Source organism: Hydrogenophaga sp. GW823-FHT04C09, from assembly GCF_058796355.1.
In genome coordinates this window covers 104,139-115,804 of sequence record NZ_JBXAIO010000007.1, presented here as the reverse complement: position 1 = coordinate 115,804, position 11,666 = coordinate 104,139, and the positions used below count along the sequence as shown (strand labels likewise).

The window sequence follows — 11,666 nt, the reverse complement described above, 5'->3', positions numbered from 1 at the left end:
GACAACCATGGCCACCGATCTGCTGCAGTTCCTGTTCTCGGGCCTCACCGTGGGCGCTATGTACGCACTGGCCGCGCTCGGCTACGCCTTGATCTACAACGCCAGTCACATCGTCAACTTTGCCCAGGGTGAGTTCATCATGGTCGGCGCGATCACGGCGGCAGTCCTCGTTGAGCAGGGGATCGCCCTGCCAGTGGCCATTGTCGGCGCTGTGCTACTCACCTTGCTGGTGGGGGCGTTGACAGAGCGGCTTGCGATCCGGCCGGCGCAGGGGGCGCCGCTGGTGACGCTTCTGATCATCACCATGGGGGTGGGCCTCATCATCAAGGGCGCAGTGCAACTGGCATTTGGAAAAGGCACCTACAGTCTGCCCGCGTTCTCGGGCGATACGCCCATCTTGCTGGGCAAAACGGCGTTGGCGCCGCAGAGCCTGTGGGTGGCAGGATGCACAGCGGTGGTCGTGCTGGTGCTCGCTTGGTATTTCACGCGCACGCTCGGTGGCAAGTCCATGCTGGCCACCTCGTACAACCCATTGGCAGCCCAGCTCATGGGCATTGACATCAGGCGGGTGCTGATGATGTCGTTCGCGCTCGCGGGCGCACTGGGCGCGATCGGCGGTGTACTCACCGCACCCATCACGTTCACGAGCTCCGAGGCCGGCACGGTGTTGGGCCTGAAGGGATTTGCGGCCGCAGCGCTCGGAGGTATCGGCAGCGGGGCAGGCGCCCTGGCAGGCGGACTGCTGCTGGGGGTAATCGAAGCACTCACGGCCGGGTACGTGTCATCCTCCTACAAAGATGCGGTTGCCTTCGTTCTCCTGCTGCTGGTGCTGATCTTCATGCCCCGCGGGCTCTTCGGCAGCAAGGTAACAGAGCGCGTATGACCCCCCTTTTTCGCACCCACGCGGGATTGGCAGTTCTGGCTTTGTTGATGCTGGCACTGCCGCTGCTCGACCCCAGTAGCTACATCTTCGACTTGGCAACGCGCGTCGGCTTCACGGCCGTGGTGGTGATCGGGCTGAACCTGCTCTTCGGCTATGCCGGTCAGGTGAGTCTAGGGCACGCCGCCTTCTTCGGCCTCGGCGGCTATGCCTCGGCCATCCTGACCACGCACTTCGGCTGGCCCTCAATGGCGGCACTGGCGATCGGCGCGGTGGCCGTGGGCGCACTGGCCTTTGTGATCGCGCGCCCCATCCTGCGGCTGGCTGGCTATCACCTCGCCATGGCCACTCTGTCACTTGCGTTCATCGTCACCATCGTATGCACCAACGAACAGCGCTGGACCGGTGGATCCGATGGCATGCCGGTCTCCCCCTTCACACTCTTCGGCTGGACCCTCGAGGGAGACCTGTCCTGGTATGCGGTTGCTTCGGCATGTCTGCTGCTGGTCACCTGGGGCGCGCTGAACCTCGCCCGCTCGCCGGCAGGCAGGGCGCTGCAAGCCATTCGAGGCTCCGAGGTGGCCGCCCGCCTGTCGGGCATCGACGTGGCCCGTGCGAAGACCCGGGTATTCGTGCTCTCGGCTGTGCTGGCCAGCGTGATGGGCAGCCTCATGGCCCATCATGCCGGCTTCATCACCCCCGCAGCAACCGGTCTGCCCCGCTCGGTCGAGTTCCTGATGATGGTCGTCTTGGGCGGCATGGCGTCGATTTACGGCTCCATCGTGGGTGCCGCACTGGTCATGCTGCTGCCACAAGTGCTTCATGCGTTCGGGGCCTGGGAGACGCTGGTGATGGGTCTCATCCTCACCGGCACGCTGATATTCATGCGAAACGGCATCGTGCCGACGCTGCGCTTCTGGCTGCAAATGCCGAACAAGCGCGTCGTCAGCTCTGCACCGGAATCAGCGCAGCCCGAGGGCTCGTCGAAATGAGCGCGGTGATCGAGGTACGCCACCTCTCTAAGGCCTTCGGAGGCGTGCATGCCATTGAGGATCTGAGCTTCGACGTCGGCCCGTCGACCGTGCTGGCCATTGTGGGGCCGAACGGTGCGGGGAAGACAACGCTGATCAACCTTCTGACCGGCAACTATGTGGCTGACGCAGGCACGATCGACATGTTCGGCGCCCGCGTCACGGGTCGCCCTCCAGAGCAGCTTGCGCGCCTGGGCCTCAGCCGCACGTTCCAGAACCTCCAGGTGTGCATGAACATGAGCGTGATCGACAACGTCCTGATCGGTGCGCACCTGAAGATGAACGACAGCTTGCTCGCAGGCATTCTGCAGACAGCGTCGTTGCGAGAGCGAGAAGCCCACTGGCGTGCACAGGCCCGGCAATTGCTGAACTTCGTGGGCCTCGGTGCGTTTGCCGATGCGATGGCGGCGCAGCTCTCTTACGGTTCGCTCAAACGCCTGGAGATCGCGCGCGCGCTCATTGGCGAACCCCGGCTGGTTCTCATGGACGAGCCCGCTGCGGGACTGAATCTCTCCGAGAAGACCGAGATAGCGGATCTCATAAAGAGCGTCTCGGCACGGGGTGTTTCCATTGTTCTGGTCGAGCACGACATGAAGCTGGTGATGGGCGTGTCGCAAAAGCTGCTTGTTCTTAACCACGGTCGCCGTCTGGCGTTCGGCACCACGAACGAGGTTCGCCACGACCCGGCTGTCATTGAAGCCTATCTGGGCGCCGCATGACCACACTGCTGCGCATCGAAGGACTCTCGAGTCACTACGGACGTATCCAGGCGCTTGACAGCATCGACCTGGAGGTTCGCGCCGGGGAGCTTGTCGCACTGATTGGTGCCAACGGAGCGGGCAAGAGCACGCTTCTTCGTTGCATCTCAGGTGTGCAACCGATGTCGGCCGGGCACATCCGTTTCGAAGGCAGTGACATCTCGCGCATGCAGCCCAAAGGGCGCGTGAAGGCAGGCATATGCCAGGTACCCGAGGGCCGGCAGGTGTTCGGCCCGATGTCGGTGGCAGAAAACCTGGCCCTGGGTGCCTTCTGTCGAAAGCAGGACGAATCGGTGGCGGTCGATATGGACACCGTGTACTCGATGTTGCCTGTCTTGCACCAGAAGCGACATCTTGCGGCTGGCACGTTGTCTGGTGGACAGCAGCAGATGCTCGCGATGGGACGCGCACTCATGGGACGGCCCAGGCTGCTGCTTCTCGACGAGCCGTCCATGGGTCTGGCTCCGCTCATCGTGCAAGAAATCTTCGGGATCATCCAGCGACTGCGCACGCAGGGAACCACTATCCTGCTTGTCGAGCAGAACGCGCATTTCGCACTTTCAGTGGCGGATCGCGGATACGTGATCGAGACAGGCCGGATCACCTTGACCGGTGCAGGGCGTGAGCTGATCGCTCGGCCAGAGGTGCAGGCCGCCTATCTCGGCATGCAGGATCCAGCAGACAGCGAGCAAATCGGCTGATACAGCCGTCTCGCAACCACCGTGGTGACAGGACATCTTGAAAGTGTCGTGTGTCGCGGTCGCCTCTGCATGATGAAATCATACTTTATTAAGATACAAAGCGTATCGAAATATGTAGAGCTCTGCTTTTTTCCGATTTTCCAATAGAGAAACTGCCATTTAAGCTTTCTATTTTCTAGGGTAAGTACCAGTACTGTCTTGTATAAACGAGACGCATAGTATCGAAATACCAACCACCATTATTGGAGTCACAGTGAAGCTCGGAAGGTTTGTCATCCAAGGCCTCGATGGTCCCGTTCAGCGCCTCTGCATGGTGCTGCCAGAGCAATCGCGCGTGATCGATTTGCGTGCTGCAGAAGTCTTGCGGCAGCAGTCGCGCGGCGCCAGCCGGGAGGCGGCCCTGCGTTACGCCTCGGTCGTTTTCCCCGAAAGCATGTCGGCGGCCATCGCCCTGGGTGATCAGTTCCTCGACACAGCAACCGAGGCCGCCCAACGCTTCGGTGACGATGCTTCGCTGTCGTTTGAAGGCTTGCACTGGGGCCCCGCATGCGACCCGTCGATCGTGCGTGACGGCCTCACCTTCGTGAAGCACATCCGACAGTTCCACGAACGCATGAAGCTCACGCCCGCCCCTGCACTGCTGCAGGTGCCCGGCTACTTCAAGGGTTCTCCATGGACCGTCATCGGCCATGAAGCCGAGGTACCCTGGCCTTCGCGCGCCGAGAAGATGGACTACGAGTTGGAAATCGGCTGGGTCATGGGGCGCACGGCTCACAACATCACCCCCGGCACCGCTCGGTCGCATCTCTTTGGTGTCACCATCTTCAACGACTTCTCCGCCCGCGACCTGCAGGCCAACGAGTTCGCCATCGGCATGGGTCCGACCAAGAGCAAGGACTTCGCTTACGGCATCGGCCCATGGATCACCACGATCGACGAATTCCCTCGCCTGGACAACATCCGCATGTCGGTGCGGGTCAACGGAGAAACATGGGGCGAGGGCGACAGCTCCGAACTGCTCTGGAGCGTAGAGGAGTTGATCGCCTACGTGTCTCTGGGCGACCATGTGCAGCCAGGCGATGTCATCGGCTCCGGCACCATGGGCAACGGCTCGGCACTGGAACTGGGGCGCAGCCTCACACCGGGCGACGTCGTAGAGCTTGACGTGTCGGGCGTCGGCGTCCTGCGCAACCGCATGGGGCTGCCACAGCAGGACACGTGGTGGCCCACGCCGCGCCAACCGTTCATGTGAGTGGACAGAGGCGATGACATTCTCTTTGGGCACCTTCTCACGACAGGGTGAGTGGCGCTTCGCCGGTCTTTGCTTCGGCGAACACGTCATCTCTTTCGATGACGTCCACGCCGATGCAGTGCGGTGCGGTGCCCGCTGGTCCAGTGGGGCGTCGGTTCTCGATCTCCTTCAGGACTGGAACGCGAATCTGGTGGTGATGCGCACACTGGTGAAGCAGTTGTCGCCGAAGCACCCTGCGGCGGTCCCCATGTCCAGCCTGCAGGTCCATGCACCGGTCGACCTGCCTAGACAGGTGCTATGCACGGGAGCCAACTACCGCAAGCATGTCGTGGACCTCACCCTGGACATGGGCGTCGGTCCGGCGGGATTGGAAGGCGACGCTCTGCGGAAGTGGGCAGAGGACATGATGGACGAGCGAGCAACCACCGGAGAGCCGTATGTGTTCCCCAAGCTGCCGTCGGCCATCACGGGCGCGCTTGACCCTGTCATTCTTCCCGCCACCACACAAAAACCCGACTGGGAGCTGGAACTCGGGGTGATCATCGGTCGCCCGGCACGCCATGTGCGGCGCGAAGACGCTCTCGACTACGTCGCCGGTTACTCAATGGTGAACGACGTCTCGGCACGTGACCTTATCGCCCGCACGGACTACAAGATGTTGGGCACCGACTGGCTACGCTCCAAGTCGCCTCCGACTTTCATGCCCTTCGGCCCTACCCTGGTGCCCGCGTGTTTTGTGCCGGACCCTCAGAACCTGCGCATCACGCTGAAGCTGAACGGGCAGACCATGCAGGACGAATCCACGGCCGACATGCTGTTCGATGTGGCGCGACAGATCGAATACATCAGCACGCACGTGCAGCTGTGGCCCGGGGATCTCATCGCCACCGGCTCCCCGGCGGGCAATGGCACCCACTACAACCGCTTCCTCCGTCATGGCGACGTGATGGACTCGGAAATCGAAGGCCTGGGCAGGCAGCGCAACACATGCGTGCAACACGACCGGAACCATGAAGTCCGCCGCCCATAGGCGAGTGAGGAGACACGACATGACACAGAAAAAGAAGGTATTGGTGGTCGGCAGCGGTGTCGGCGGCTCTACCTTGGCATACACATTGCAGAAGGCAGGCATCGACGCTCACTGCATTGACATCAAATCGTCTACCCCGGCAACCGGATCGGGGATCAATCTGATGCACAACACCCTGCGAGCCCTGGGCGGCATCGGCTTGGCGGAACAATGCCTGGACAGTGGATTTCCATTCAACGCGTTCAAACAGCACGCGGCCGCTGGGCAACTGCTGATGACCAACCCCGCCCCACCCTGCTGTGGCATCCGCCGACCCGAGCTCGCTCGGATTCTCGAAACAGCGGCGGAGTCGGCCGGGGCCACGCTCGAGAAGGGCTTGACGGTTGCCGATCTGACCGACCGCGGTGACCGGGTGGAAGTCACCCTGTCGGATGGTCGCCAAGAAACCTACGATCTGGTCGTCGCTGCGGACGGCGCCTACTCAAAACTGCGAGATCGCGTCTTCGGCCTGGAACACCGAGTCTGGTTTGCGGGCCAGAGTGGCTGGCGATTCAATGCGCCCCGCCCCAGCGATGTGGATGCCTTCTGCCTGTGGCGATCGTCCGACGGCAAACGCACCGTGGGTGCCTTCCCCACGTCCAGGCACACCTGCTATTTCTTCTTCCTCGAAAGCAGCGCGGAACACATCCATCTGGCAAATGACCAGTTGCACACGCTGCTGTACGAGCGCCTTGAGGCGTTCAGCGCCCCCGCTCTTCGCGAATCTTTAGCGCACGTGACCAGTGCGAGCCAGGTGATATTTCGACCCTTCGATGTCAATTTGGTTCCAGCGCCCTGGCACCGTGGACGGGTGGTCTTGCTAGGAGACGCGGCGCATTCACCGACGCCCCAGATGACCTCCGGAGGAGGCATGGCCATCGAAGATGCGGTGGTGCTTGCTGAATGCCTGTCCCAGACGGACAAGGTCCCTGATGCCCTGGCGCACTATTCAAAGCGCCGTTTTGAGCGCGTGAGAACCGTCTGGGAAGCATCCCTGCAACTGTGCAGGTATGAGCAAGAGCCTGTGCCGAATCCGCAACGGTCGGCGGCTCTGCTCCTGGAGTCCTACCAGTACCTTGGTCAGCCCATGTGACTCGTCACCCGCCCCCCCCCAACAACCTCAACAGGCAGAACTCGACGTGACCACTGAAACTTTCATCGAAAATCAAGCGGAAAAAGCATCGGTGCACCTGCGACCGGTTCGCCGGATCGTCACGGGCGAGAACGCACTCGGCAAATCCGTCTTTGTCTCAGACGCCCCTACACCCAACCACACGGACGGGAAAGGCTCTCCCCCAGCCCAGGTGGTCTGGGCGACGGGCGAGGCCGCAGCGCCCGGTGCCGATCCAGCCCCTGCCGGCCAAGCGTTCGCATTTCATTCGAAGGGGGGCTCCCTGCTGCGTGTCGTCGATTTTCCGCCCGACGAAAGCTACGACACCCAGGAGCTGGCACGCTTCCTCGATGAGCACGGCGTTCGCGACCACGGCAATGCGCGGCACTTCTGGTTTCACAAAACCCCATCGCTGGACTACGCCATCGTGCTGGACGGCGAGATTTACGCACTCATGGATGAAGGCGAGACCCTCATGCGCGCGGGTGACATCCTGATCCAGCGAGCCACAAACCACAGCTGGTCGAACCGCTCCGGCAAGCCTTGCCGCATGGCCTTCGTACTGCTGGACCTGGAACCAGGTGCGATAGGCTGAGCCGAGTATGACGTGCAGTTGCAGCGCGAGTACAACGTCCGAAGCACGGCTCTTTGTCTGGCATAGCGCTGGGTAGTCATGTCCCGGATAATGGCCTCGTCATATACGCTTGCGGACCAACTTGTCTACCAAATCGACCTCTAAAGGGACAGCAGCCAAAGCTGACACCCATTCTGCGGCCCGTTCTTCCACTCGCTCTGGCAAAGTCGGGGCGGGATCGCCTCGTGCGCGCCCTCCCGGACGCGCGCGCAGCGATTCCTCTCGGGTTGCCATTCTGGATGCCACGCTCAAGCTGTTGGAAACAACGCCGCTTCAGCAGATTTCCATCGAATCCATTGCCCGCCAGGCCGGCGTTGGCAAGGCCACGATCTATCGCTGGTGGAACTCGAAAGCTGCCGTCGTCATCGAGGCGTTTTTGCACGCACACGTCAGCCACACGCCGATGCAGAAGGGCGGGAGTCCTCGCGAAGCGCTGATCAGGCACATCCACCTCCTGGTCGAAGAGTACAGCGGCTGGTCGGGACGAATTGTCGCGCAGCTGCTCGCCGAGGGGCAGGGCGACAAAGACGTGTTGCGCGAATTCCGCGAACGCTTCTGGTATGGGCGACGCGCGGTCGTGCGAGAGGTAGTCGAGGACGCACGCCGATGCGGCGAGTTCCGCAGCGACATGGAGGCAGAACTGCAAATGGACATCCTCTACGCACCCATTTATTTCCGACTCCTGGTAGGCCACCTCCCGTTGGACAAGAAGTTCGCAGACGCGCATTGCGCGACCATGATGCAGATGCTGTCCCCACCTGAAGCCATCGCCGGCGCGAAGTCGACGCAGCGACGCAAGACGGCCTGAGCAGCGTCGGAAGAAAATGCCCCCTCAAGGGCCATCGATGCGACACCACCATCGCTCCGGCCCGAGCGAGCATTCCCAAGAGAGCTGTCGTCAAGTATCCGCTTCGGTCACGGGTGCCGGCAAGACAGTTCCAGTGCACTGGCCAAAGCCAATCCTGCGAAATCCGGCCCGCTCGCAGGAGGCAGAAAGGGTGAGCGTGTCGCCATCCTCGAGAAACGTCCGAGACTCGCCGCCGGGCAGCCGAATCGGTTGCATGCCCCCGTTCGTGAGCTCCAAAAGGGAGCCGGCCGCGTCGGGCTGCTTCCCGGACAGGGTGCCTGAGCCGAGCAAGTCCCCAGGCTGCAGATTGCATCCGTTGCATGTGTGATGCGCAATCAATTGCCCTGGCGTCCAGTAAGCCGCTTCGCATGAAGCCCCAGGCGGGCAGCGGAAACAGCATGACGCCAAGATTCGTCGCATCGCAGATTGCCTTGGAGTAGGCGTATACCTCATCGTAGGAACTTGGATAGAAATAGGGCGGATAGCTCAGCAAAACAAGTTCGGCGCCTGCAGCCTCGGCGCAGCGAACCATCTCGATGTTTTCCTGCAGCGTATTGAACACCGCATGATGGACAACAAAGGCTCGACCAGCAGCCTGGTCTGCCATGATCTCGCAGAACCGAACATACTGATCATTGGTGATGGCCATCTCCGAACAAGAGAGGCTGCCGACGAAACCGTGTTCGATGGCCAGCTCCATGTCGTGCCGGATCGCCTTCTCGTTGAGGTGCTTAAAGTCCGATGTCTTCGTCGGCAACGTCACATTGCCGACACCGAGAAGATGCTCTCGAGTGTTGAATTTCACTGACCTCTGACCCGAGATTTCCATCGAATACTGACCCACCCGCTGTGTGAGCAAAGTAGCTCACGATGTGGATAAGTGCTTCGTTTTCTCCTTTTCAGATCTAGGGTGTGTGGAGCTGCAGCAAAGTGCGCCGCTGTTTGCGCGACTTTGTTGCCTCGATCGACAGCCAGGTGGAGAGTTTTTCAGCGTAGGGATCGAGCTTGCTGGAGCTCGCACGCTTGGCGTAGCGGGGCTCTTCATCGCCCGCCCGCAGGTACTTCTTAACCGTGTTGCGAGCCAGGCCTGTACGCCTGGAGATCTCGCGGATGGACATCTGCTCGCGCAGTGCCCAGCGTCTTATGACACTCAGTGTCGCCACGTCTATCACTCCTGAAATCTCCTGCTGCTAAAAGCAGCAGGATAGGGTTCTTACGTGGGTCAGCTTTCAATGGAAATTGCTGCTCTAACTGGGTCAGTTTTCAGTGGAAGACAACAGCTCTCGAGCCCACTCGCGGGCCTCCATCTTTTTGTACCGTGCCATAGCGGGATATCCTTCAATCTGGTGAACCGTGAACGTCAGCGTGTGCGCGGGGTCTGACCGCCACCCAGGCGGATCATGTGATTCCTATGTGGAATTCCCCCGGGGCACAAGAAACGAAAAGCCGAAATCGGGGGGTGGAGACGTTATGCGCCCGCGCGTTGGTACCCGTTCGTAGATCCCCACAGCCGACTGCACCCTGCCGATATTCCCGTGCCGGTCCTGCGGCGCCTGGTAGACGACTGTCCGAACGTCGTGGCGATCAAGGCGGAAGGTGGCGTACCGCACATCATGTCTGCTGTCGAGGTGCACCGCGAGTTCCACAAAGAAGTGGTGATCTCCTCGCCCCTCGAATTCGAGTATGTTCCCCTCGCGCAGATGATCGACATTCCCTTCTGCGGCACCAACTATTCCGCTTACTTCGGCCCAACACTGCCGCGGCTGCACAAGTTGATTCAGGCTCGCCAGTTCGACGATGCCACCCAACTCTGGTACGAGATCGACCCCGCACGCAAAGCCTTTGGAAGTGTGCCGGTCGCAAGCTTCGGCCTTATCAATCGCATGATGTGGAAGTACCAGTCCTGGCTACAAGGCTACAACGGCGGTCCTATGCCACATCCGACCCAGCGCGTCTATCAACGCGAAATGGCCACCATGCGAAAAGGCCTCGAAGCGTCGAGATTGGACCCGACGAGCGACCCAGACGAAGCATTCTTCATCGGCCGCCACCCTGCGTGAGGCGGCAACGGTGCGCGGCCTGGTTCTGGCCATCTGAAAGACACCTGTTCTGCGAAGAAGGCCATGCGCGATGGCGTCAGCTTCACAAGGACGGCGGGCCTCAATCCTGTGGCAACAAAGTGCCGTGGACCAAGTCTTCGTAGGTGATGTCCGCACCAGGCAAGCCGGCTTTGTGCCGCTGCTCGATGAGCAGTTGAACGCCCTCACGATCCGGACGCAGTGAAACCGCGGTCGCGCGGATCATGGCTTCCGCCGCTGCATCCGGGAAACCTGCAAAGGCGAGCGCTTGACGCGCCGCTTCGGGATCGCTCAAAGCGCGCTTTCGCGCGCTGTCAATTGCAGTCAGCCATGCCATCAAAGCGGGACGCAGTCGATCGACGGTTTTAGCGCTCACGACTAAGCCCTGTCCCGGGAATGCAGGATAGAGCTCCTGAATACTGGCGATGCGGCCAAGTCCCGACTGAACGGCCATGGCGTCGAAGGGCGGGCCGAGCAAGGTGGCGTCGCCTCGGCCGCTCACCAGTGCATCGAAGCGCTCCTTGACGCCGCCGACCGCTTCCAGTGAATACGCCTCCGGCCCCATGCCCTTGTCCGCCAGCATCGCGCGCAGGGCCACGACAAAGCCGTTGCGCGGCGCATCGACCAGGATGTTGGCCCCGCGCAGGTCCTCGATTCGACCCCGTCCCGCCTGACCCACGAGCGTCAAGGGAGTCGTGCTCTCCATCTGTGCGACAACACGCAGGTCCTGTGGGCCTGCGCGCAGGTTCCAGTCCATCACATTGTCCATGGCCGTGACAACCGCATCGATCTCACCGGATGCCAGCCTCTCGAACTGCGCATCGGAAGAGGGGTTTCTCTCAGCTTGCAGCGCGACGTCAGGCGCCAGCTGCCACGTGTCGGCCAGAACGGCCAATGGCGTAGGAACGAACCAGAGAACGCGCAGCGTGTGCATAGGATTCAACTTTGATATCCAGATTGGGCTGGGTCAATCCCAGCATGGACCCAGGCTTGCGCGTCGATCTCCAGTGCCACTGGCGTCAGCGATTGACCCAAACAAGGGCCCAGCGTGCAGACGCCAGATGCAATGTCGAACTCCGCGCCGTGACCACTGCACACGATGCGAGTGGCTTCGCGATTCAGGTAGGCGTCACGCCGCCACGCCATTGGGCTGCCTGGCCAGTGTGGACAGCTATTCAGCCAGGCGTGCAGCCTTCCCTGGTGCTTCACCACGAACATCCTGTCTCGGCCAGGAGTTTCTGGCAGAAAGCCCCGAGAGGAACCTTCTTCCAGTTCATCGAAGTGGCACAGCGGGAAACGGGTCAT

Annotated in this window: 12 protein-coding genes and 3 pseudogenes; 10 read left to right on the top strand and 5 right to left on the bottom strand. The window is 61.3% G+C overall.

Annotated elements, in window-relative coordinates; all coding sequences use genetic code 11:
• Positions 1–7: 7 nt before the first annotated feature.
• The 9 genes from AC1Q9M_RS19160 to AC1Q9M_RS19120 all read left to right on the top strand — a co-directional run bounded on the left by AC1Q9M_RS19160 (position 8) and on the right by AC1Q9M_RS19120 (position 8,244).
• On the top strand, positions 8–883 hold the full coding sequence (locus AC1Q9M_RS19160) for a branched-chain amino acid ABC transporter permease (protein WP_492435163.1): 876 nt from the start codon (positions 8–10) through the stop codon (positions 881–883).
• The gene (locus AC1Q9M_RS19155) at positions 880–1,872 is read left to right on the top strand and encodes a branched-chain amino acid ABC transporter permease (RefSeq protein WP_492435161.1); all 993 of its coding nucleotides are present in this window, start codon (positions 880–882) and stop codon (positions 1,870–1,872) included. The genes AC1Q9M_RS19160 and AC1Q9M_RS19155 overlap by 4 nt, the downstream gene beginning before the upstream one ends.
• Entirely contained in the window at positions 1,869–2,630 is a 762-nt protein-coding gene (locus tag AC1Q9M_RS19150; protein ID WP_492435159.1) for an ABC transporter ATP-binding protein, read from the top strand. The genes AC1Q9M_RS19155 and AC1Q9M_RS19150 overlap by 4 nt, the downstream gene beginning before the upstream one ends.
• A 5-nt stretch (positions 2,631–2,635) precedes the next feature.
• On the top strand, positions 2,636–3,370 hold the full coding sequence (locus tag AC1Q9M_RS19145) for an ABC transporter ATP-binding protein (RefSeq protein WP_492435406.1): 735 nt from the start codon (positions 2,636–2,638) through the stop codon (positions 3,368–3,370).
• Positions 3,371–3,623: 253 nt separating this feature from the next.
• On the top strand, positions 3,624–4,622 hold the full coding sequence (locus AC1Q9M_RS19140) for a fumarylacetoacetate hydrolase family protein (RefSeq protein ID WP_492435157.1): 999 nt from the start codon (positions 3,624–3,626) through the stop codon (positions 4,620–4,622).
• 13 nt (positions 4,623–4,635) lie between these two features.
• Positions 4,636–5,652, top strand: coding sequence for a fumarylacetoacetate hydrolase family protein (locus tag AC1Q9M_RS19135; protein ID WP_492435155.1), 1,017 nt, complete (start codon positions 4,636–4,638; stop codon positions 5,650–5,652).
• Positions 5,653–5,671: 19 nt separating this feature from the next.
• A complete protein-coding gene (locus AC1Q9M_RS19130; protein ID WP_492435153.1) occupies positions 5,672–6,784 on the top strand; it encodes an FAD-dependent monooxygenase in 1,113 nt (370 codons plus the stop codon).
• 46 nt (positions 6,785–6,830) lie between these two features.
• A complete protein-coding gene (locus AC1Q9M_RS19125; RefSeq protein WP_492435151.1) occupies positions 6,831–7,397 on the top strand; it encodes a cupin domain-containing protein in 567 nt (188 codons plus the stop codon).
• Between the two features lie 271 nt (positions 7,398–7,668).
• Positions 7,669–8,244, top strand: coding sequence for a TetR/AcrR family transcriptional regulator (locus tag AC1Q9M_RS19120; protein ID WP_492435404.1), 576 nt, complete (start codon positions 7,669–7,671; stop codon positions 8,242–8,244).
• 90 nt (positions 8,245–8,334) lie between these two features.
• Here the strand turns inward: AC1Q9M_RS19120 and AC1Q9M_RS19115 are convergent.
• The 3 pseudogenes from AC1Q9M_RS19115 to AC1Q9M_RS19105 form a co-directional block, all read right to left on the bottom strand.
• Positions 8,335–8,655: pseudogene (locus AC1Q9M_RS19115) on the bottom strand (fumarylacetoacetate hydrolase family protein); the annotation flags it as partial.
• Between the two features lie 67 nt (positions 8,656–8,722).
• Positions 8,723–8,983, bottom strand: a pseudogene (locus tag AC1Q9M_RS19110) (dihydrodipicolinate synthase family protein); the annotation flags it as partial.
• A 214-nt stretch (positions 8,984–9,197) separates the two neighbouring features.
• Positions 9,198–9,455, bottom strand: a pseudogene (locus AC1Q9M_RS19105) (IS21 family transposase); the annotation flags it as partial.
• A gap of 405 nt (positions 9,456–9,860) precedes the next feature.
• On the opposite strand from AC1Q9M_RS19105, the gene AC1Q9M_RS19100 reads away from it, so the two are divergent.
• Positions 9,861–10,343 carry a hypothetical protein gene (locus tag AC1Q9M_RS19100; protein WP_492435149.1) on the top strand — a complete coding sequence of 161 codons (483 nt, stop codon included), beginning with the start codon at positions 9,861–9,863 and terminating at the stop codon, positions 10,341–10,343.
• A 100-nt stretch (positions 10,344–10,443) separates the two neighbouring features.
• Here the strand turns inward: AC1Q9M_RS19100 and AC1Q9M_RS19095 are convergent, their stop codons facing one another.
• Both AC1Q9M_RS19095 and AC1Q9M_RS19090 read right to left on the bottom strand, forming a co-directional pair.
• Entirely contained in the window at positions 10,444–11,295 is an 852-nt protein-coding gene (locus tag AC1Q9M_RS19095) for an ABC transporter substrate-binding protein (protein ID WP_492435147.1), read from the bottom strand.
• Positions 11,296–11,300: 5 nt separating this feature from the next.
• Positions 11,301–11,666 carry a Rieske (2Fe-2S) protein gene (locus tag AC1Q9M_RS19090; protein WP_492435145.1) on the bottom strand — a complete coding sequence of 122 codons (366 nt, stop codon included), beginning with the start codon at positions 11,664–11,666 and terminating at the stop codon, positions 11,301–11,303.